This window comes from Acinetobacter bereziniae LMG 1003 = CIP 70.12 (assembly GCF_000368925.1).
GTDB classification, from domain to species: Bacteria; Pseudomonadota; Gammaproteobacteria; order Pseudomonadales; family Moraxellaceae; genus Acinetobacter; species Acinetobacter bereziniae.
Genome location: NZ_KB849755.1, coordinates 175,773 through 196,528 on the forward strand (window position 1 = coordinate 175,773; position 20,756 = coordinate 196,528).

Annotated in this window: 22 protein-coding genes; 8 read left to right on the forward strand and 14 right to left on the reverse strand. The window is 37.1% G+C overall.

Annotated features, from left to right (window positions below):
• The first annotated feature begins 222 nt into the window (after positions 1–222).
• Both F938_RS02700 and F938_RS02705 read left to right on the forward strand, forming a co-directional pair.
• Positions 223–453 (forward strand): hypothetical protein, encoded by a 231-nt coding sequence (locus F938_RS02700; protein ID WP_004830945.1) that lies wholly within the window; start codon positions 223–225, stop codon positions 451–453.
• A gap of 127 nt (positions 454–580) precedes the next feature.
• Complete coding sequence (locus F938_RS02705) at positions 581–1,642, forward strand: tetratricopeptide repeat protein (protein WP_005029199.1); 1,062 nt, start codon at positions 581–583, stop codon at positions 1,640–1,642.
• 41 nt (positions 1,643–1,683) lie between these two features.
• On the opposite strand, the gene F938_RS02710 is transcribed toward F938_RS02705, so the two are convergent.
• The gene (locus F938_RS02710; protein WP_005029202.1) at positions 1,684–2,037 is read right to left on the reverse strand and encodes a YnfA family protein; all 354 of its coding nucleotides are present in this window, start codon (positions 2,035–2,037) and stop codon (positions 1,684–1,686) included.
• A gap of 217 nt (positions 2,038–2,254) precedes the next feature.
• On the opposite strand from F938_RS02710, the gene F938_RS02715 reads away from it, so the two are divergent.
• A complete protein-coding gene (locus F938_RS02715; protein WP_005029204.1) occupies positions 2,255–3,181 on the forward strand; it encodes an alpha/beta hydrolase in 927 nt (308 codons plus the stop codon).
• 55 nt (positions 3,182–3,236) lie between these two features.
• On the opposite strand, the gene clpA is transcribed toward F938_RS02715, so the two are convergent.
• The 5 genes from clpA to F938_RS02740 form a co-directional block, all read right to left on the reverse strand.
• The gene (clpA, locus tag F938_RS02720) at positions 3,237–5,513 is read right to left on the reverse strand and encodes an ATP-dependent Clp protease ATP-binding subunit ClpA (RefSeq protein ID WP_004830949.1); all 2,277 of its coding nucleotides are present in this window, start codon (positions 5,511–5,513) and stop codon (positions 3,237–3,239) included.
• A 9-nt stretch (positions 5,514–5,522) separates the two neighbouring features.
• Complete coding sequence (gene clpS, locus F938_RS02725) at positions 5,523–5,939, reverse strand: ATP-dependent Clp protease adapter ClpS (RefSeq protein ID WP_004830950.1); 417 nt, start codon at positions 5,937–5,939, stop codon at positions 5,523–5,525.
• A 21-nt stretch (positions 5,940–5,960) separates the two neighbouring features.
• Positions 5,961–6,704, reverse strand: a complete 744-nt coding sequence (locus tag F938_RS02730; protein WP_004830952.1) for a DUF6776 family protein — start codon at positions 6,702–6,704, stop codon at positions 5,961–5,963.
• 80 nt (positions 6,705–6,784) lie between these two features.
• On the reverse strand, positions 6,785–7,834 hold the full coding sequence (gene argC, locus F938_RS02735; RefSeq protein WP_004830953.1) for an N-acetyl-gamma-glutamyl-phosphate reductase: 1,050 nt from the start codon (positions 7,832–7,834) through the stop codon (positions 6,785–6,787).
• A gap of 140 nt (positions 7,835–7,974) precedes the next feature.
• A complete protein-coding gene (locus tag F938_RS02740; RefSeq protein ID WP_005029207.1) occupies positions 7,975–9,057 on the reverse strand; it encodes a GGDEF domain-containing protein in 1,083 nt (360 codons plus the stop codon).
• A gap of 472 nt (positions 9,058–9,529) precedes the next feature.
• Here F938_RS02740 and F938_RS02745 point away from each other — a divergent pair, with 472 nt between their 5' ends.
• Together F938_RS02745 and F938_RS02750 are read left to right on the forward strand one after the other, a co-directional pair.
• Positions 9,530–10,261, forward strand: a complete 732-nt coding sequence (locus F938_RS02745; protein ID WP_227567562.1) for an HD domain-containing protein — start codon at positions 9,530–9,532, stop codon at positions 10,259–10,261.
• 4 nt (positions 10,262–10,265) lie between these two features.
• A complete protein-coding gene (locus tag F938_RS02750) occupies positions 10,266–11,087 on the forward strand; it encodes an alpha/beta fold hydrolase (RefSeq protein WP_005029210.1) in 822 nt (273 codons plus the stop codon).
• On the opposite strand, the gene F938_RS02755 is transcribed toward F938_RS02750, so the two are convergent.
• The 5 genes from F938_RS02755 to rpiA form a co-directional block, all read right to left on the reverse strand.
• Complete coding sequence (locus F938_RS02755; RefSeq protein ID WP_228129505.1) at positions 11,077–11,511, reverse strand: GNAT family N-acetyltransferase; 435 nt, start codon at positions 11,509–11,511, stop codon at positions 11,077–11,079. The two genes, F938_RS02750 and F938_RS02755, sit on opposite strands and share 11 nt — an antisense overlap.
• 42 nt (positions 11,512–11,553) lie before the next feature.
• Complete coding sequence (locus F938_RS02760) at positions 11,554–11,967, reverse strand: bleomycin resistance protein (protein ID WP_005029212.1); 414 nt, start codon at positions 11,965–11,967, stop codon at positions 11,554–11,556.
• A gap of 31 nt (positions 11,968–11,998) precedes the next feature.
• Positions 11,999–12,355 (reverse strand): glyoxalase superfamily protein, encoded by a 357-nt coding sequence (locus F938_RS02765; RefSeq protein WP_005029215.1) that lies wholly within the window; start codon positions 12,353–12,355, stop codon positions 11,999–12,001.
• 51 nt (positions 12,356–12,406) lie between these two features.
• Entirely contained in the window at positions 12,407–13,081 is a 675-nt protein-coding gene (locus F938_RS02770) for a M48 family metallopeptidase (RefSeq protein ID WP_005029217.1), read from the reverse strand.
• Between the two features lie 85 nt (positions 13,082–13,166).
• Positions 13,167–13,838 carry a ribose-5-phosphate isomerase RpiA gene (gene rpiA / locus F938_RS02775; RefSeq protein ID WP_004830961.1) on the reverse strand — a complete coding sequence of 224 codons (672 nt, stop codon included), beginning with the start codon at positions 13,836–13,838 and terminating at the stop codon, positions 13,167–13,169.
• 115 nt (positions 13,839–13,953) lie between these two features.
• Between rpiA and ilvA the strand changes: the two genes are divergently transcribed.
• Entirely contained in the window at positions 13,954–15,492 is a 1,539-nt protein-coding gene (gene ilvA, locus F938_RS02780) for a threonine ammonia-lyase, biosynthetic (RefSeq protein WP_004830962.1), read from the forward strand.
• Between the two features lie 271 nt (positions 15,493–15,763).
• On the opposite strand, the gene F938_RS02785 is transcribed toward ilvA, so the two are convergent.
• Positions 15,764–16,261: a hypothetical protein gene (locus F938_RS02785; RefSeq protein WP_005029220.1), complete on the reverse strand. Its 498-nt coding sequence runs from the start codon at positions 16,259–16,261 to the stop codon at positions 15,764–15,766.
• 51 nt (positions 16,262–16,312) lie between these two features.
• Positions 16,313–16,858: a hypothetical protein gene (locus F938_RS02790; protein ID WP_005029222.1), complete on the reverse strand. Its 546-nt coding sequence runs from the start codon at positions 16,856–16,858 to the stop codon at positions 16,313–16,315.
• Between the two features lie 234 nt (positions 16,859–17,092).
• Between F938_RS02790 and F938_RS02795 the strand changes: the two genes are divergently transcribed.
• Both F938_RS02795 and F938_RS02800 read left to right on the forward strand, forming a co-directional pair.
• Positions 17,093–17,743 (forward strand): potassium channel family protein, encoded by a 651-nt coding sequence (locus F938_RS02795; RefSeq protein WP_004830966.1) that lies wholly within the window; start codon positions 17,093–17,095, stop codon positions 17,741–17,743.
• A gap of 8 nt (positions 17,744–17,751) precedes the next feature.
• On the forward strand, positions 17,752–19,104 hold the full coding sequence (locus F938_RS02800) for a TrkH family potassium uptake protein (RefSeq protein ID WP_004830967.1): 1,353 nt from the start codon (positions 17,752–17,754) through the stop codon (positions 19,102–19,104).
• Positions 19,105–19,588: 484 nt separating this feature from the next.
• Here the strand turns inward: F938_RS02800 and zapE are convergent, their stop codons facing one another.
• Positions 19,589–20,743: a cell division protein ZapE gene (gene zapE, locus F938_RS02805; RefSeq protein ID WP_005029227.1), complete on the reverse strand. Its 1,155-nt coding sequence runs from the start codon at positions 20,741–20,743 to the stop codon at positions 19,589–19,591.
• Positions 20,744–20,756 lie beyond the last annotated feature (13 nt).

A 20,756-nucleotide genomic window follows, 5' to 3' on the forward strand; every position in this document is an offset into this window, starting at 1 on the left:
ATGCCATGACAGATTTCATGGCATTTTTATTTCTTAATAATATTTACTTATATCAACAACATATCGTATTTTCTTATATTTAAAGTCAAAAAAGCAACTTAGAAAATTTTCAATGGTTGGCAAATTTAGTCTATAACTCGACCATTTACCTTAGCAGCCATCTTGAATTTTATAAAAAAACGTCTATATTTCGAACTATGTTAGGTTGCGTATGAAGGCTCTATGAGTTTTTGGCAAAAGCTGTTTATGGCTAAAGATACTGTGCAAAATGAACATAAAAATCAGATTGCATGTGTTGAAAATGATTGCTCTTGTAAATCCAATGATCAACTCTTATCCGCGTTGATGAACACTACAGATCAAGATGTGATTACTGGAATTAAGAAAGTACTGATCTCAAGAGGTTTCAGTAAAAAAGAGTTAAACCAATTACAGCATCCACCTATTCAATAGTCATGGATGACCGATAAAAAGCATTCAGTTTACTGGATGCTTTTTTAATTCAAATACAACAAATTTTGCTGTTTTAACTGAGCTTCTATACAATTATTTGTAATAATATAAATGTGAAGAATTCATCTTGAAAATAAAAAATCTCTTATTATTATTATCATTGAGTTGCACAATCGCCTACGCTGAGATCAGTGACAATGATATTGAAACCATTGAAAATTTAAGTGATCAGGTTTTGGGAAATAAAAAACTAGCCAAACTAGAACCTCAGATCAAAGCTCAAATCAAAAAATCACAGCCCACTGTGCAACAATTATTCAAAGCTGAAGAGATTGATTATAACGATTCAGTTTATTTACACAATTATGCGATCATTACTTCTGGCTATGCTGAATATTTACTTGATCAACATTGCACAGAGCAGTCTCATCCTATTCAAGAACTCACAGAACAAGCCTATCTTGCATTAAAGAAACGTGACCCGAAAGATACCATTGCATTGAATAATTTTGGACTTTTCTATGCACAAATGTCTGTTTATTACCGAAAAAATAGTGATCCAACTCCTCGTTTAACTTATTTACTTAAAGCGGAGCAATTGTTTGAAACCTTGATTCAAATTGAACCTGACGATGAAGAATATCAAAGGAACTATTATGCTGTATTAAGTGATAAATTAATGTTGCTATACAAGTATCATCGAGATATAGAAGAACAGAAACGTTTAATGGACATCCTCAAAAAGCCTTTATTTGAGTATCTATCCAATCCTGAACAAGCCTTTGACTCTGGAAACTTTATCATTCTTGCGCAGCAATACTACCAAGGCTTGAATAGAGAGAACCCCAAAGCAGCTGAAAAATGGTTAAGGGATAATCAACAAAAAATTGAAACAGTGGTCAATAAAAATCGTAAGCATACTCAGCGTGAAAATGAATTTTTAGCTGAATTTTATGCCTTATTGAATCAACCCGCAAAAGCACTCTCGTATTTAAAGCAATTAGAATTTTCAGATGAGAACAGCACTGAACCTTCTTCTTTTGAAGATGAGCCCAATCTAGCAAATTTAAGATTGAACCCTGAATATCAAAAATGGTTTAAAAAATATACTCAAGATTATCAAGAATACCGGAAAGCAATACCTGAAGTTTGTAAAATAACTCAGTTAGAAATATTGGGATCGCATTAACCTAAAATCTAAATCTTAAATTCAAACTATTCGGGACGTCTTTAGCGAATCAACCCTTGTGGCTGTAAAATAATCACCAAAGCTCCGATGATGACGATACATCCTCCAAGTAAATCCCAACGGCTGAGACTAACTTGATCAACAAATCTCAGCCACATTAAGGCCGAAAAAATATAGATTCCGCCATATGCTGCATAAATCCGCCCAGATGCTGCTGGGTGTAAAGTTAAAAGCCAAACAAATACGGCTAAGCTTAAGGCAGTAGGTATCCATAACCAATGGCTTTTGTTTTGATTTAAAATGAGATAAGGAAAATAACAACCTAGAATTTCAGTAACTGCCGTGACTAAAAATAATAAAATCGTGGTGAACAGTTTATTAAATGCAATATCCATTTCTACTCAAGCGTAATTGATATTGTAAAAGTATAGGTGATTTTCATAGAATATCAGCAATAAATTTAATTTCCTTGATGACTGATTCAATTTTTAGTATTCAACTATTGCCTATGTTGAACTAAAAAAAGAAAATCCTACATTAAAGCATCCATCGATTATTTTATACGCAAACAAATACGATAAAATAATAATCTCTAAAATCTTGGCGTCTTAAATGAACATCCACTATACCTTATGTGGTTTCTTACTGATCTTGTTTTTCAGCCAACAAACAAAAGCAGCAACATTTACGCTTCCGCTTTGGACAAACACATCCATCACAACACAAAATCCAAATACAGTTATTAAACATGGTGCAGTCAGCCACATTAACTCCCCCTATCTCAACGTATATACACCAAAATATAATAACCATGTTGCAGTTATGACGATCAGCGGTGGTGGATATGCCCGAGAAGAACTTGCCAAAGAAAGTACACCTACATCAGAGTTTCTACAACAACACGGTTTTACTGTTTTTGAATTGGTTTATCGATTGCCCAATCAGGATGCTAATGATACTCTTGCGCCCTTTCAAGATGGACAAAGAGCCATACGCATCATTCGGGCTCAAGCAGAACGATTTAATATTGATCCAGAAAAAATTGGTGTATTGGGATTTTCTGCTGGCGGACATTTAGCAGGTATGCTTGCTACCCAATGGTCACATCAATTTTCAACACTTCATGATTCAATCGATCAAGTCTCAGCTCAACCAAACTTTGTCGCTTTACTTTATCCTGTGATTAGTATGCAAGCCCCCTTAGATCATACGCATGCTTATAAAAGTTTAATGGGGAAAAATCATGATTCAGTGAAACAAGCATTTTTTTCAGTCAATTTACAGGTGAATCAACATACTCCTCCAATATTTTTAGCACATGCGCTTGATGATCGCATTGCACCTGTTCAACATAGTTTAGATATGCAAATCGCTTTAGATAAAAACAAAATCCCTTATGAATTACATTTATTTAAAAATGGTGGACATGGCTGGGGTTTAGGAAAGGCAAATACAGAAACAACGCAATGGCCAACATTATTCTTAACATGGCTGCAAAATATGAAGATTGTAGAAACAGATTATTCAAATAAAAAATAACCCGCAATCAATGCGGGTTATTTTCTAAATCACTAAGGCTAAGCATCGTCCATCATTATGCTGGTTCAGCAGTTTGGTCCTCAAAAACCTCAAGTGTTAAGCCAACAGCTTTGCCATTCTCTTTTTTCACAGACACTGCAACATTACCGCCATGATCTGCTAGCTCACCGAAGAGGATCATTTCAGCAAGCGGTTTCTTCAGATGCTCTTGGATTAAACGTTGCATTGGACGTGCGCCCATCAAGCGATCATAACCATTTTCAGCCATCCAATCACGTGCAGACTGATCAACTTCAAGTACAACTTTCTTGTCATCAAGCTGTGCTTGAAGCTCAGTTAAGAACTTATCTACCACAGATTCAATCACGGTTGTAGGTAAAGCTTTAAACTGAATCACGCCATCTAAACGATTACGGAATTCTGGAGCAAATGCACGCTTCATTGCTTCCTGATTGTCATTACTGTTGTCTTGCTCTGTAAATCCAATACTGGTACGAGAAATACTTTCAGCTCCAATATTGGTGGTAAGCACAATAATCACATTGCGGAAATCAGACTTACGCCCATTATTATCAGTTAACGCCCCATGATCCATGACTTGTAATAACAAATTGAATACATCTGGATGCGCTTTTTCAATTTCATCCAATAACAATACGCAATGCGGATTTTTATGGATGGCATCCGTCAGCAAACCACCTTGATCATAACCCACATAACCAGGAGGCGCACCGATCAATCGAGATACCGCATGACGTTCCATATATTCAGACATGTCGAAACGCACAAGTTCAACACCCAGTAATTTTGCCAATTGTTTGGTGACTTCGGTTTTACCCACACCTGTAGGACCAGCAAACACAAAACTACCGACTGGTTTATCTGGTGCTTTTAAACCAGCACGTGACAATTTAATCGCAGATGCTAATGCACTAATCGCTTCATCTTGACCAAATACAACACGCTTAAGATCACGCTCCAAATATTCCAATACAGATTTATCATCTTTAGAAACAGTTTTAGGCGGGATACGTGCAATCTTAGAAATAATATCTTCGATATTTTCAACCGTGATCAATGTATCATCTTGTTCTGCTTTCAAACGGCGTTGCGCACCTGCTTCATCAATCACATCAATTGCTTTGTCAGGTAAGAAACGATCATTGATAAATTTAGCAGAAAGCTCAACCGCTGACACTAAAGCTGAATCTTCATATTTGACATGATGAAAATCTTCAAATTTGCTTTTCAACCCACGTAAAATATCGATTGTCTCTGAGATAGATGGCTCATTTACATCAATTTTTTGGAAACGACGTGATAAAGCATGATCTTTTTCAAAAACTTGACGATATTCTTGGAAAGTCGTTGAACCAATGCAACGTAAAGTCCCATTTGCCAATGCAGGTTTGATCAAATTGGATGCATCCATCGTGCTGCCCATACTTGAGCCAGCGCCAATAATCATATGTATTTCGTCAATAAACAAAATCGCATCTGGTTTCTTTTTCAAAGCGTTCAGTAGTTGTTTTAAACGTTTCTCAAAGTCACCACGATATTTAGTACCTGCAACTAAAGCCCCTATGTCTAGACTAAACACTTCAGCATTGGCAAGTGGTTTAGGCGCTTTACCATTCACGATTAACCAAGCAAGACCTTCAGCAATTGAAGTTTTACCCACACCAGGGTCACCCACCAATAAAGGGTTATTTTTTCGACGACGGCAGAGAATTTGAGCAGCGCGCTCAATTTCTTTCTCACGACCAATCAAAGGATCAGTTTTGCCTTTTTGCGCTTCAATATTCAAATTTAAGGTATATAGCTCAAGTGGACCTGCATTTGCTGAAGCGCTTGATTCACCTTCAAGATCATCAGATTCTTCTTCAACCTGAATCTCTTCTTTACGCGCACCATGCGATAAATATTGAGTCAGCGTTAAACGATTGATTTGATGACGTTTGAGCAAATACACAGCAAAAGAGTCACGTTCAGAGTACATTGCAACCAAAACATCCGCACCTTCTACAGTACGATCACCACCACTCGATTGAACATGGAAAATTGCACGTTGCAATATACGATCAAAACTTTCAGTTGGATGAGGGGCTTGGTCGTTGTTTTCTCCGAGTTTAGGCGTATGTTGCTCAACATACTCCTCTAATTCTTTACGCAAACTGATAATTTCAGCACCACATGCTTTTAAAGCATTTACCGCTGAGTCGTTATCGAGTAAAGCTAATAATAAATGTTCAACCGTAAGAAACTCATGTCTCTTTTGACGAGCCATGCTAACAGCCAAACGGAGTGAAACTTCTAATTGACGACTGAGCATGAAACCCCCTTATTCTTTTGGCTCAATCTGACAAAGTAATGGATGACCTTGAGATCGAGCGTAGTTATTTACTTGGTTGGCTTTTGTTTCCGCAATATCTCTCGGATATACGCCAGCTTCACCTTTGCCTTCATAATGTACTGTTAACATTACTTGAGTGGCTTGGTCAAGATTCAAAGCAAAGTATTGTTGTAAAATTTCAATAACAAAGTCCATTGGCGTATAGTCATCGTTTAGTAAAATGACTGAATACATCGGTGGTCTTTTTACTTCAGGGGGAGCTGTTTGGACAGCAACATCCCCCTGTTCGTGATGAGGATCTTCAGATTGGCTTGCACGAATATTCAAATGCCAATCTACATATCCTGAATCACGGAACGATGATTTCACTTCATTTAAACTCATTTGACGCTTATTAGTTCGCATATTTTCCAAAATACTTATGATTTATTGAGAATTAGCTTCTGCTTGAGGTACCTCAGCAGCAAATGCGGCTGCACTGTCCACAGCCTTTCCGCGTGACCAACTGAATCGCTTAATGACTGGCGTAGCACCATTTAAACGCACTTCGATAAATTGTGGGTTGAAACCTTTCGGCATCGTCCAGCGACCTGTTAAACGCTCATAATCCGTAAAATTGTAGTTCGCATCACTCATTGGCACAGTCAACACTTCTGTACCACTAATTAAGCGAATTTCCACTGTACCTGTTGCACGTCTTGGACTCACTTGAATCAGATCAAGTTGATATTCATAAGCATTTTCAGGCAAAGGTTTAACCGCGAGATTTTGAATCGTTAAACTTAAACCACCGCGTTGTTTTAACACTTCACGGTAAATTGCACTCATCACATCGACTTGTGATTTTTCTGCATTGGCTTTATTCAATGCTTCTAATAAATCATTGGCATTAGAAACAGCCACATCACGTTCTTGTACAGTTGCATTTAAGTTTTTATTTAACGTAGCCAGTGTCGTTTTTTGTTGTTTAACCACTTCTACCAATTGTTCTGCGTCTGCATCAAAACCAACAACCGTCAGTCCTTGGCGGTGTCCAACTGTATAGCCTAAAAGTACACTACCCGCACATAATACGACACCCCCGATCACCAACGGCATATTGCCTTTTAGAAAAGGTTTTTTTGGTGTTTGAGCTGGTTGTGACGCGGTATTTGTTTCTGTGTTCTGCATCGTCATCTCTAAAGTATTGATCGCATCAAAACACACATTTAACCGCAAAGTTAAATGTGTGTGAAGTTATAAAGCGTTTTTTATGGTAATAATCCGATACCTTGTAAACCAGCATCTTCAGCAAAACCAAACATTAAGTTCATATTCTGTACTGCCTGACCTGCAGCCCCTTTAACTAAATTATCTTGCACCGATAATACAATCAACTTTTTCGGTTGAGGTTTGTACAACGCAATTCTTAATTGGTTTGCACCACGTACTGAACGTGTTTCTGGTGAACTGTTGGCTGGCATTACATCGACAAAGGCTTCATCAGCATAAAACTGCTCATAAAGTGTTTGTAAATCAGCCTGCTCACCTTCATCAGTCAGATCAATATAAATTGTACTGAGCATACCACGAATCATCGGCACCAGATGAGGTACAAAGAGGATGTGATCAAATACACCTTGTTGACCTGAAATATTTTCAAGTGCTTCGACAATCTCCGGATGATGTCGATGCCCTGCAACCCCATAAGCCTTGAAGTTATCGGCATTTTCAGAATAGATCATGCCTAGACTGGCTTTACGTCCCGCACCAGAAACACCTGATTTTGCATCAATAATAATACTTTCAGGTTTAACCAATGTTGCAGCTTGTTTGAACAAAGGCGCTAAACCCAGTTGTACAGTTGTAGGATAACAACCCGGATTCCCAACCACTTTGGCTTGTTTAATTTGTTCACGATTAAGCTCAGACAAACCGTATACTGAATCTTTTAAAATGTCGGGGCAAGCATGCTGCATACCGTACCATTTTTCAAATTGAGCTAAATTCTGCAAACGAAAATCAGCTGCTAAATCAATAACTTTGGTGTTTGATGCTAATAGCTCTTTGGCATGTTGCATTGCAACACCATGCGGCGTCGCGAAAAATACTACATCACATTTTTTTAGTTCATCAATTTTTAAATCTGAATAGTGAAGTGTCGTATGTCCACGTAAACTAGGAAACATATCATCTACTCGACGACCATCTTCAGTACGCGATGTCAGTACATTCACTTGAACATTTGGATGTCGCAGTAAAAGACGCAACAATTCAACGCCTGTATAACCCGTTCCACCGACAATACCCACTGAAATCACGTTTTTTACCTCGATTTAAAAGTATCCATTCTGTTGGACAGTAGTATGACAGGAAGTTTATGCTTTCTAAACTGTTTTACTTGGTTTTTATCATTTTTAATATCATTGCAAATCTTAATTTCTAACTATCCGTGCATTCATTAGCCCTGGATAATACAATTACGACCAGCACGTTTGGCGGCATATAAGCATTTATCTGCAGATTCTATACCGAGTGCTAAATTTCGATACTGTAACTGAACCAGCCCGAAACTGGCTGTTAATAAGATACTTTTAGAAGAAAAAACCTCGTTTTCAATACTTATACGTATTTTCTCAGCAATTTTATAAGCAAGTTCAGCATCGGCAGCCTGTAATAAAACAATGAATTCTTCTCCTCCAAAACGCCCGACCAAGTCTTCTTCTCCGACATTTTGACTGACCAAATCACTAACTCTCTGTAAAATTTGATCACCAATCAAATGCCCGTGGGTGTCATTAATTTTTTTAAAATGATCAACATCACACATCAATACAAAATATTGTGTTTGAGAAAAATCAATTAAGCTTGTTTTTGCAGCATCATAGAACCCACGGCGATTAAGCAAATGTGTCAGTGGATCTCTTGAACGATCATCATTCAATTTTAAAATGATATCCCGAACCAGTGTTCCAACAACAATAATCGCAAACCATAAGCTCAACAGAATACTTGCAGCTAACATCATGAGCCACCAAGCAGAATCTACAAGCATATTCGATTGAATATTTTGCAGACAAAAGTAAACAATAACGCTACGGGAAAAAGTATATAAAACAATGAAAAGATAAGAATAATCTACTAATTTATTAAGCCAGTCACGATGTTGATAATCTTTAAAAAGTGAGGGCAAAACCAAAGACTCAATCGTCGCAATGGCTAGATTTAAAATCAGCATTCTAATCCAAAGCTGTTCATCAATATATGAAAAGTAAATCATGAACGGCAGTGTTAAAGCAATTAAAGCAAATGCCAATAGATTGTGAGCGTTTCCATCTTTGCGTAATGCCATGGCATAAGCACTTGCCCAAGCTCCGAGTAAATAGAAACAGCCTAAAAGTGGTGCTGTTAATGTCAACTGTTGGTTGGTCATAAAGCTTTGTGAAGCCAAAGAAAATGACGGCACAATATAACCAATCCCCAACCAAAATAAATATGTAGGTGCTTTAAAAAAGAAGTGACAAATCAGAAGTAAACTACCCATTAATATCAGGCAGATGGGTACAATTAAAATAAAGTAATGAGTATCTGCAAAATTCACGTCTGATATCTTTATGATAAGAAATAGGAAATATCGGAAAGTCGACAAGTTTAGAGTATTTTTTTATACACGCCCAATTAATGCTTAAAAATAGTCATATTATTTTGTAATTTGATTTGTTTTTAAGAGTTTCATTTACTTCATGTGATGAAAACCTAAATTTTATACTCTTTTTATCGCGCCTTTGATTCAATCCTATCCTATTCTAATCAGACAACTCATCTATTTTATATCATCAGCTATATTCAAAAACCATTAGAAGTTGCTTATCCACGCGAGGAACAAAGCTCAGCTTCACTCACTATTGATTTAAAGCTTCTTGTATTCCTCAATAAATTCAGAGAGAATAAATTAGAGCAATTACTCTAATTATTAACAATAGGAATAACTTGTTATGATCGGATCCCGAAAATGGATGGAAATCAACCAAGGAAGTCTAAGCTTTAAAGAAAAAATCAACCTGCTCAAACAGACTTTACTTCCAACCACGTATAAGTACGCCAAAACCTTTATACAATCTCATGTTAATCATACTCATTTTGCATTACACGATGTTCAAATCCCTGATACACCTATGGTTAAAGAGGCAATGGCTGAGCTAGAAAACACACAAGATCGAGTAATTTTCCACCATTCCTGGCGTAGCTTTTTTTGGGGAGTCGGGATAGCACATAGCAAAGACTGGCAATTTGACCAAGAGAGTTTTGTCATTGCCTGCTTAATGCACGATTTAGGTTTAGTTGAGCATTTGGATCAATATTCTTGTAACTGCTTTACTTATGAGAGCGCCTTACGTTCGGAAAATTTATGTCTAAAACACCAGTATGATGCATCAAGAACAAAGATTATTTCTGAAGCTATTTGTCTACATATGAATGGGTATTTAGATGAATCTAATCAAGATTTACCAATAGAGGCTCTCATGCTACAACAAGCGACTTCATGCGATGTGATTGGTACTGATTATGCACGATTCTCAAAAACATATGCTGAAGATGTGTTGATACAGCATCCTCGAACTCAATTTAATTCGCATTTCAAAAAACTTTTACATAAGGAATCGCTTAATCATCCTCAATCCCGCACAGCTTTAGTTTCTAGATTAGGATTGCCCTATATGATTCAGCTCAATATTTTTAAGGAATAATCCAATGTTGAATAACACCTTAACCAAAAAAACGATATATTTTCAACAACATCCTATCCTTGTTGAGCTTTATTTTCACCCACAAAATAAACATACAATTATTATATTGGCTGCTTTAGGGGTGGCTATAAATAAATACGAAAAGTTAATTTCTTTACTCACAAATCATGGTTTTAATCTCGTTGTTGCAGATTATCCATATTGTGGACGTAACACACCTCATGTATCTGCTCAAATTGACTATGGTTATGCCGATCTTATTCGTGATTTTATTCCACAACTTGAACAGGTTGCCTTAGACGCAAATCTTCAATCACCTATTTTATTGGGTCATAGTTTAGGTGGGCATTTGGCGACCTTGTATGCCCAAAGCCATGACAATACAGTTATTGGTATAGCAACAGGCAATATCGGGCTAAAAAACTGGGACTTAAAAGGCAAAATTAATATCTTAAAAGCGGTTAGTGTTATCAATGCCATGATTTTAAAAGATGGTTATTTTGCTGGGTATAAAATTGCCTTTGGCAATCGAGAAGCCAAATCTTTAATGCGAGATTGGTCAAAAGTTGTCTTTACAGGAAATTATAAACACATCATCACTCAGCAAAAGATTGTTGAAAATGCAGCCTTATTTATTGCTTTAAAGGATGATGACTTTGCACCAATGTCATCGATGTTGGGTTTAAGCCATTATTTCAAACAGCCAATTGTTGAAATTTTAGATCTCACCCAAACCATCAAAGGAAATCAACATAGTGCTTGGATTAAGCAACCCGAACAAATAGTCAATAAAATTAAACAATGGGTGAATAGGACTACTTTATAATTTTTTCTTTAGACATCAATACATAAGCACCATCATCACTTTCACCTGTACTGACTGCTTTCCAAGCATGGTGTTTATAAAAAGCCAGCGCAGTTTTATTCTCAGATAAACATTTGAGATAGCCTGTGTCATTAAACAGTTTTTCTGACGACGCTAACAAAGTGTTGCCTACACCTTGATTTTGTAAACTTGGTGTAACAAAGAGATGGTGTAAAAAATTATCTTGAAGATAAATAGAAGCAAAGCCCAAATATTGTTGATTATTTTCAGCAACGAGAACAATTTCATTTTGCGTAGATACCTCAAAATCTCCAAGTTGCCATTTCGAAGAATCCAGCCATGACCAACTCTTCTTTCGACTCTCTAAAAAAAGTTCACTCAATGGCAGCATATCTTTCGGTTGAAAATATCGGATCTTCATCATCGTTCCGCGCATCTTTTTTATGGCATTTCATTCTTTATCAAGTTAAATTGGTCTTTCCCCAAGCACCTCAACAATACGCAATAAATAGCCATCTGGATCTTGGACTAAAAATTGTCTTTGACCATGCTCTACATCATCTGCACGATACCAGCATTCTTCCAACTCACTGAACAGTGACCATTGAGCCAAAGTTAAACGACTTAAAATCTCATCAAGCTGTTCAACTTCGATTTGAAAGTTTATCCCTCGTCCCAATGGATAATCTAACTCTGCAGTAAGCCATTGCCCTTCCTGTTGTTGTTCCAGCATAAACTGTACACCATCCAGATCAAGGTAGATAAATTGTTCTTCTTTTCGCTGATACATGACAGTAAAGCCCAAAAGTTCCACCCAAAATTGATAACTTTTATGCAAATCTTTTACGATTAGTTCTGGGGCCAATTTGTTCCATTGCATTGAACACCTATCCTATTATCATTTTATAAATCTAAGATTCAATATGTTGCAATATATTGATGATTTTTCCAAATGGGTCTTTGACATAAAAACGCTTTACGCCCCATTCTTCCTGAGTCAACGCGTACGTGATGATCAAATTCAACTTCACTGCCTGATGATACAGTTCATCGACATTATCTACCTCGATTGAAAAATCAGGTACAACTGTTGAGTTTCCACCTTGTGATGCAATGCTAATTTGAGGGTGCATCATTTCATAATTGGCATAGGTTTTGATCCACCCATGATCCATGACTAAATCCATGCCTAGAAAGTCAGCATAAAATGTTTGTGCCAAGGTCAGGTCAAAAGCCTGAATATTACTGACGATTCTTTTTATTGCCATGTTATTTTCCAACGCTGTTTTTTTTAATTTACACTTTATTTTACGATTGGATCAGCTCCACCACCAAGGTAAAGTTCCATTTTTTAAAATTTGACGATGTTGCTTATAATTCGGATCATATTTCGAAACTTCCGACCAAAATGTAGCGCTGTGATCAAAATATCGAGTATGCGCTAATTCGTGTATGCATACATAGCGTGTGATCTGTAAATCACACAATACCAATGCGCTATTCAACATAATGTCATGCCGAGAAGTACAACTTCCCCAACGGGTTTTAGGTTGTCTAATTGTACACTGTTTATACTTTAAACCTGTTTGTTCACTGATTTGTTGTAAGTACTTGGGCAAATGCTGTTGAGCATAGTGAATTACAAATTTTTTTAAATAAACTTCGGCTTGATGATCACTGATCAAAATGGTAAGTGATTGCTCATCAAAAACATAGGCTTGCTTTTGCTTTTGATAAATAATCTTGAGTGGTTGTTGCAGATTAAATAGTGTCAATGTAGATGGTAAACTTCGGTCAACAAGCGAAATATGTTGTTGCTGTTTTTGCCATGTTTCGATCATCCATTGTTCTGACTGTTTTAAAAAATCATCAATTTGACGTTGAGTACAAAACTTGGGCACAGTTAATCGAATTTGAGATGGTTCAACACGTAAACGTAAACGTGTTGCACGTGCATGATGAGTAATTTTAATTTCAGGAAGTGTGGCTGTCATATGACTCTAAATTTAATTTACCCCAATGCCTTAGAAGAAAGAAAACCCTTCTCCACGAAGGGTTTAACAGGAATAGAACTAATATTTAGATCGCTGTACGCTCTTCAATACCATTATTAGTTGCAACGATGGCAACATCAGCTTTATTGATTGCAAAAATCCCGTTGCATACAACACCTGGAATATCGTTGATGGTCTTTTCCAATTCAAGCGCATTTAAAATATTCAAATTAAAAACATCTAAAATCACATTACCGTTATCAGTAACAACACCCTCACGATAAGTCGGATCACCCCCTAAAGAGACGATTTTGCGTGCAACTGCTGAGCGTGCCATAGGAATCACTTCAATTGGTAACGGAAACTCACGTCCTAATTGCTCAACCCATTTTGAATCATCGACAATACATACAAACTTTTTTGCAATTGAAGCAACAATTTTCTCGCGTGTCAGTGCAGCACCACCACCTTTGATCATATGCATATGACGATCAATTTCATCCGCGCCATCCACATAGGCATCTAAACCACCGACATGGTTCATATCAACCACCTCAATTCCTAACTTTTTAAGGCGTTGCGCAGTCGCCTCAGAACTTGCTACCGCAGCTTCAAGTTGAAGTTGAGGCAAAAGCTCAATCAAAAAATTGACCGTACTTCCAGTTCCCACACCCAAAATGCCCCCTTTTGGTAAGTGTTTTAAAGCGGCTTGGGCTGCAGCTTGTTTTTTCTCATCCTGGGTTGCATAAAGGCTCATGACATCTCTCAATTAAATTTCAATTTCCTGCACATTTTGCATAATTTTAAAACGCAAAGGTGCAACGGTTTGTTACAATGGATGCTCATTTTAAACTGTTAGATGGAAAATTAACATGCTGTCTCGTTTGGTTCGACAAATATTACAGGCAACGGTCTATGACGTTGCAATCGAAACCCCACTCGAAGCAGCGCCACGAATTAGTGAAAAACTAAACAATAACATTCGCTTCAAACGCGAAGACTTACAACCTGTCTTTTCTTTCAAGCTGCGCGGTGCTTATAACCGTATCAGCCAATTACCGAAATCTCAGTTGGAACGTGGCGTTATTACTGCTTCTGCGGGTAACCATGCACAAGGCGTGGCTTTATCTGGTCAAAAGTTAGGTATTCGCGCCATTATTGTGATGCCCAAAACCACACCCGATATTAAAGTACAAGCCGTTAAACGTTTGGGTGGTGAAGTGGTTCTCCACGGCGATTCTTTTGATGTTGCCAATAAATATGCAATTCAACGTGCAGCAGATGAAGGAATGACCTTTATTCCACCTTATGATGATGAACTGGTGATGGCTGGGCAAGGAACGATAGCCAATGAAATTTTACGTCAATGGCGCGATGTTGAATATGTATTCGTTGCGGTTGGTGGTGGTGGTCTTATTGCAGGTGTAGCAGCGTATCTGGGAGATGTCGCACCACATGTCAAAGTCATCCCTGTAGAATATGATGAATCTGCCTGTCTAAAAGCCGCTTTAGAAGCTAAAGAACGCGTGATTTTACCTTCTGTTGGTTTATTCGCTGATGGCACAGCTGTGGCTCAGATTGGTGAGAAACCATTTGAAGTTATTCAATTACAAAAATCTGATCTTTCAGGACCAATTGTTGAGCCAGAGGTTGTTTTAGTCAACACCGATGAAATCTGTACAGCGATTAAAGATACTTATGACGAATGTCGCAGTATCGTAGAACCTTCTGGTGCAATGGCTTTGGCAGGTATCAAAAAATATGTAGAAATGCATGGGCTTGAAGGCAAGAACATGGTGTCAATTGTTTGTGGTGCAAACATGAACTTTGACCGTTTACGCTATATTGCTGAAAGAACTGAATTAGGTGAACGTAAAGAAGCGATTTTTGCAGTTACGATCCCAGAAGAAAAAGGCTCTTTCCTTAACTTCTGTCGTGCTTTACAAGGTCGTAATATCACTGAATTTAACTATCGCGCAAGTGATGCTTCAGCAGCTCAGGTTTTTGTCGGTATTAGTTTGAAATTTGGTGAAAAAGAACGCCATGACATCTATGAAGCATTGAAAGTTCATTATGATGTTGATGATCTATCTGATGATGAAGTCGCAAAACTGCATATTCGTTATTTGATTGGTGGTCATGCAGATATTGCCAATGAACGCTTATTCCGAGTTGAATTCCCTGAACGCCCAGGCGCATTATTGACTTTCCTTGAACGTTTGGGTCCTACACATAACATCAGCTTATTCCATTATCGTAATCATGGTGCAGCTGAAGGTCGTGTTTTGGTTGGTTTGGATGCAGAGGATGCCGTACAAAACCCAGATGGTTTAATTGAAACTTTGGAAAATATCAATTATCCATACCAGGAAATTACCAATAATCTCGGTTATCAACGTTTCTTGAAATAAATTTAATGAAGTCTATAAATAGCCCGTAATACTTTACGGGCTATTTATATCCATTTTATAAAAATAATAGACTTGCTTGATTCATCACTCTTTCCCGAACCGTCATTCAGCAAAAATAGTTACTCAATCTCCTTCTTTTGCAATGCAAGATAGAACTATCAATATCGCTATAATTTCACGCAGTTCACTTTTTAATAGTCGAAAGGGTTTTAAGAAGTTAAAACATATAGATCAAATATTTAAAACAATCATACAATAAAGTGACCTATACTCAATATACGACCATATTTAAATCACCATCATCATTAAATGCCTCATTAAAAGCATCTGCAATTTGAATCAATTGATCTTCATCTTGCGTAGGTAGCAACATCCAATATGGATTCTCTCGATAAACCACTAATAATGATAACTTGTATTGGTTGGCTACTTTTTTAATCGCATCAAAAATAATTTCCTCTGTACGTTCCATCACATCCATTTGGTCTTCAAATGAAACATCATCAGCATCTTCAAATTGTTCAAAGAGTTCCCCAACGGCACTTTCAATTTCATTTTGCAATTGTTCAGTGTCAACATTGTGCTTTTTAAAATAAAAGTTATCTTCAATTCCATTATCATAATAATCTTTTAATTCAAAATAATGTAGGAAACCATGCTGTTCATTGATCCATTCATCAAAAGAATCGAATTCACCGTCTACTGGAATGGGTTGTGTCTTTAATTCAGCAACAGTTGCTTGTAGAAGTGGGTATATTTTATGTGGCATTATAATCTCTCATCATATTATTGTTAGCGTAGTGAAAAGCAAATTTAAACCTCAAGTCGATCTAGAACAATCAAATAATGCATAGTGCTCTATACTGACATCTTCATCATGAAATTGTTTATTAAAATGTTTACAGAATTTTTCGATTTTATGCTCATGGTTGGGGACAATTAACCAATAATAATCTTCAGCGTAGATCAGAAGCAACTCATGCTGATGTTGTTTTGCTTCGGTTAATATTTCTTCAAATACAATATCATAGACTTGATCTTGCACATTATAATAACGCCCAATAACATCTTTATGCAATTCATAATGATCAAATAAAGGTTGAGCTCTTTGACGAATGGTACTTTGAATACCTAGACCATCAACGGCATATTCATGAAATACCGCACTTCGCTCAATCTGATTTTCATGAAATTCCATGCGATCTATTTTCATCAAATACGCACGAAAACGACCACCGAATTTTTCAGCAGCCATCCAATCCAGAAACTCTTCAAAACTTTTACGATACTTCTTTTTTGGTATATCCCTTTGCTTCAATTCAGGGAACCAATGTTGGAGTATTTTATAAATTTTTTTATCGTCCATTTTCTTATACTTACTTAAAGAACTAAATCTTGATGAGGATCAATTTTGTATACCTTGACTGAGCATAGCTAACTCATTTGAAGGTTTTATGACATAATTCAGGTTTTATTTACATATATCAGTTTATATTCAAGGTTTCGAGATTGGCGATTGAATACTTTAAATATAAAATATATAAAAATTGAAGATGATAATGCTCACACAATTTCAGTGCTGAGATAAGGATTTTGTAGAATGGCGCAGTTCGCTGTTATCGGTTTAGGTAGTTTTGGTGAAGCTGTTGCGCTTGAACTCACCAACTTAAACCATGATGTGATTGGTATTGATACATTAAAGAAAAATGTAGAAAACATTGCAGATAAAATCAGTCATGCCGTCATTGCAGATGCAACAGATGAACATGTTTTAGATGAACTCAATATCAAAAATTGCGATGCTGTTGTAGTTGCAATTGGAGAAGATATTGAAGCCAGTATTTTGTGCGTACTTCATCTCAAAAACCTGGGTATTGAAAAGATTTTTGTCAAAGCCAAATCTAAATCCCACCACATGATTTTATCGCATTTGGGAATCAGTAAAATCATTCACCCTGAAGAAGATATGGGAATCCGTGTTGCCCAGTCTTTAAGCTATCCGATGGTCAGACGCTATATGGCGCTCAATAATGATCGTTATATCGTAAAAATTGAAATTGGTGCGAACTTACAAGGCGCTCAGTTTCAAACTGTCATGGAAAATACCCCAGAACTCACCACTTTATTGTTACAACGTGGATCTCATGTTCTCTATGATATTGCACCTGGCACAATTTTACAGGAAAAAGACATTTTAATTCTTGAAGGACCTGTAGAAATGCTCAGACAATTTTCGATTCGCTTCTTATAGTTATAACTATGCGTTTATCTAAAAAAGAACTGATCAACAAGCAACACAACAGTATCAATCTCAGCCCTCCAAGCTTACTCGCTTTAGGTTTTCTGAGTTTTATTATTATTGGAACAGTGTTGCTCAAACTTCCTTTTGCCCATCAAGGTGATTTGACTTGGGTGGATGCCCTCTTTACTGCGACATCCGCAGTAACGATCACAGGGCTGTCAGTCGTGAATATCGGTGAATCACTGACCACTTTCGGTCAAGTGGTGGTTATGATCTTGATTCAATGTGGTGGTCTGGGATTTATGACCTTCGCAATCCTCGCTGCACTAAGTCTATCGTCCAAGATTGGGCTCAAACAGCAAATTATGGCGCAAGAAACCATTGGGCAAACCAGTTTAGCAAGAGCAACTTTTACTGTTAAAGGTGTTTTTCTCTATTCATTATTTTTTGAAGCGATTGGTACGGGTATTCTGACCATGGCATGGTCGCATCATTATGACCTAGAACACGCTTTCTTCTATGCCCTATTTTATAGTATTTCTGCTTTTAACAATGGTGGATTCTCACTATTCCCCAACAGCTTAATGAGTTTCTCAGATCAGTACATGGTGACCTTTACCATCAGTATGTTATATATCATTGGTGGTATTGGTTTTGTTGTATTGATGGACATTAAGAAAGCCAAACGCTGGAAGAAACTTTCAACCAACAGCAAACTAATTCTGTCGACCATTGCTGGGCTCAATCTGTTTGCGTTTATCGTGATTTGGGCGATTGAAGCATCTAATCCACTCACACTTGCACCTATGTCTTTTGGTGACCAAGCACTTAACGCATGGTTTCATGCAACAGTTCCTCGTTCATCAGGCTTTAACAGTTTGGAAGTCAGCAGTATGAGCAATGCTTCTACCTTAATCACCATGGTGCTAATGTTTATTGGTGGTGGTTCGCTCAGTACTGCGGGTGGGATCAAAGTGGGTACTTTTATCATTATGATTTTAAGTGTCATCACTTTTTTAAAACGTTCAGATGAAATTACAGTTTTTGGTCATTCTGTTTCTCATCAAGCTACATTTAAAGCCCTTGCAGTCATAGCCATCACTTCTCTTTTGATTTTGATTGGTTTTTTTACTTTATTGATCCTTGAACCAGATAAAAAGTTTTTAGATTTACTATTTGAAGCGGTCTCCGCAGCATGCACTGTTGGTTTATCGCGAGGGATAACTGAAAATCTGCATGCAGGCAGTCAAATTGCCTTAATTTGTCTCATGTTTGCTGGACGTCTAGGTCCTCTTACATTAGCTTATTTGATTGCAACCCCGAATAAAAGTCGTGTGCGCCACCCTACTACAGAAATTCAAGTGGGCTAACTTCTATCTTTGCAGACGAAGTGTCTAAAGAATCATTCAATACATGCCCATCAGCTTATGCGGATGGGAAAATATTGAGCTTGAAGTTTTATTTATATAGTCAATCTGTTGAAAAATTCATACAGTAGAATATCATTTCTCTTGATCAATAAAATTAAAACGATCAATATATTGTTTAATGATATAAAGCTAACACTGCCACGCTTTAGCTCTAAAGTTTAAATTGTTTTGCGTAGGCGATACTTTACTTTTCAGAGATGAAAAGTAACAAAAATCTTCCGTTGAGCGAGGGGTACATCCTCATCCCCCCGCTCAACATGGCGACATCCATGTCGCCTCGTGATAGCAAGACTGTTTATGATTCAAAAGTACAAAATAAACGAATCATCCAAATCACTTGTATGAATAATCAGGCGGTTTGACTATAGCTTGCATAAAAAAGCGATCTTGTTGACCAAGATCGCTTTTTACATACATAAATCAATTATTCAACTTCTAATTCACTGTTGCCTTTAATCAGACGATGTTCAGACTGTAAATATTCATCAGACTGCATTTCTAGCAAACGCGAACGTGTACGCTCAATTTCAAAGGCAAGCTTTTCACCTTGATAAATTTCAATAATTGAATCTTCAGAAGTTAATAATAATTTTACTCCACGATCATAAAACTCATCGACCAAATAAATAAAACGACGTGTTCCTTCTGAAAGCAAATCAGTCAAATGCGGTACATTACTCACAAGAACAGTATTATAAATATTTGCAATTTCAATAAAGTCAGATGGGCTACGCGGCTTCATACATAGCTCTCTGAAATCACACCATAATACATCTTCAGTATGTCCCAGAGTTTCAACAATACGATTATTAATCGTAATAGGTTCTTCCGACACCGTCTGTGAAGCTGTCAAAGCACTAAAACGTTTTGCCATCCACACTTTATGATCATCGGTTAGCGGCGCTTTAAACAATTGTGCCTGTTTCAATACTCGTAAACGATAATCTACCCCAGCATCTACATTTAAAACGACGCAATGGGTTTTCACCATTTCAATGGTTGGGATAAAACGATCTCGATGGATACCATTTTTGTATAAGCCATCTGGCGCAATATTTGAGGTTGCTACTAAAGTAATGCCACGAGTGAACAATTTCTGGAACAAGTCACTCAAAATCATTGCATCAGTCACATTGGACACAAAAAATTCATCAAAGCAAATAACAACCGCTTCTTTGTAAATCTGATCTGCCACAATATCCAAAGGATTACGCTGCCCAGATAATTTATTAAGTTCTTTATGAACAAATTGCATAAAGTGATGAAAATGCATGCGTGTTTTACGACGAAATGGGATGGACTCGTAGAATTGATCCATTAACCATGTTTTCCCTCGTCCAACGCCACCCCACATATAAACCCCTTTTGGCGCTGTTTGGCGACGGAAACGACGAAAAGCCTTTTTTGAAGCTTTATAACGATTAATCAGCTCTTGCCATACACGTTCCAGCTCATGTACTGCTTGTGCTTGAGCATCATCTGGTAAAAATTGCCCAGAGGATAATGCTTTGGCATAACGCTCAGCAGGTGAAACGGGAGTAAATGCTGTTGAGGAAGTTCTATTCTGATCTAATAACATATCGTATTGTTAC

Bases quoted from the DNA above. Each gene is read 5' to 3' on its own strand.
- F938_RS02700 (WP_004830945.1), top strand. From the start codon at position 223: ATGAGTTTTTGGCAAAAGCTGTTTATGGCTAAAGATACTGTGCAAAAT.
- F938_RS02710 (WP_005029202.1), bottom strand. From the start codon at position 2,037: ATGGATATTGCATTTAATAAACTGTTCACCACGATTTTATTATTTTTA.
- F938_RS02715 (WP_005029204.1), top strand. From the start codon at position 2,255: ATGAACATCCACTATACCTTATGTGGTTTCTTACTGATCTTGTTTTTC.
- clpA (WP_004830949.1), bottom strand. From the start codon at position 5,513: ATGCTCAGTCGTCAATTAGAAGTTTCACTCCGTTTGGCTGTTAGCATG.
- clpS (WP_004830950.1), bottom strand. From the start codon at position 5,939: ATGCGAACTAATAAGCGTCAAATGAGTTTAAATGAAGTGAAATCATCG.
- F938_RS02730 (WP_004830952.1), bottom strand. From the start codon at position 6,704: ATGCAGAACACAGAAACAAATACCGCGTCACAACCAGCTCAAACACCA.
- F938_RS02740 (WP_005029207.1), bottom strand. From the start codon at position 9,057: ATGGGTAGTTTACTTCTGATTTGTCACTTCTTTTTTAAAGCACCTACA.
- F938_RS02745 (WP_227567562.1), top strand. From the start codon at position 9,530: ATGGAAATCAACCAAGGAAGTCTAAGCTTTAAAGAAAAAATCAACCTG.
- F938_RS02750 (WP_005029210.1), top strand. From the start codon at position 10,266: ATGTTGAATAACACCTTAACCAAAAAAACGATATATTTTCAACAACAT.
- F938_RS02755 (WP_228129505.1), bottom strand. From the start codon at position 11,511: ATGATGAAGATCCGATATTTTCAACCGAAAGATATGCTGCCATTGAGT.
- F938_RS02760 (WP_005029212.1), bottom strand. From the start codon at position 11,967: ATGCAATGGAACAAATTGGCCCCAGAACTAATCGTAAAAGATTTGCAT.
- F938_RS02765 (WP_005029215.1), bottom strand. From the start codon at position 12,355: ATGGCAATAAAAAGAATCGTCAGTAATATTCAGGCTTTTGACCTGACC.
- F938_RS02770 (WP_005029217.1), bottom strand. From the start codon at position 13,081: ATGACAGCCACACTTCCTGAAATTAAAATTACTCATCATGCACGTGCA.
- rpiA (WP_004830961.1), bottom strand. From the start codon at position 13,838: ATGAGCCTTTATGCAACCCAGGATGAGAAAAAACAAGCTGCAGCCCAA.
- ilvA (WP_004830962.1), top strand. From the start codon at position 13,954: ATGCTGTCTCGTTTGGTTCGACAAATATTACAGGCAACGGTCTATGAC.
- F938_RS02785 (WP_005029220.1), bottom strand. From the start codon at position 16,261: ATGCCACATAAAATATACCCACTTCTACAAGCAACTGTTGCTGAATTA.
- F938_RS02790 (WP_005029222.1), bottom strand. From the start codon at position 16,858: ATGGACGATAAAAAAATTTATAAAATACTCCAACATTGGTTCCCTGAA.
- F938_RS02795 (WP_004830966.1), top strand. From the start codon at position 17,093: ATGGCGCAGTTCGCTGTTATCGGTTTAGGTAGTTTTGGTGAAGCTGTT.
- F938_RS02800 (WP_004830967.1), top strand. From the start codon at position 17,752: ATGCGTTTATCTAAAAAAGAACTGATCAACAAGCAACACAACAGTATC.
- zapE (WP_005029227.1), bottom strand. From the start codon at position 20,743: ATGTTATTAGATCAGAATAGAACTTCCTCAACAGCATTTACTCCCGTT.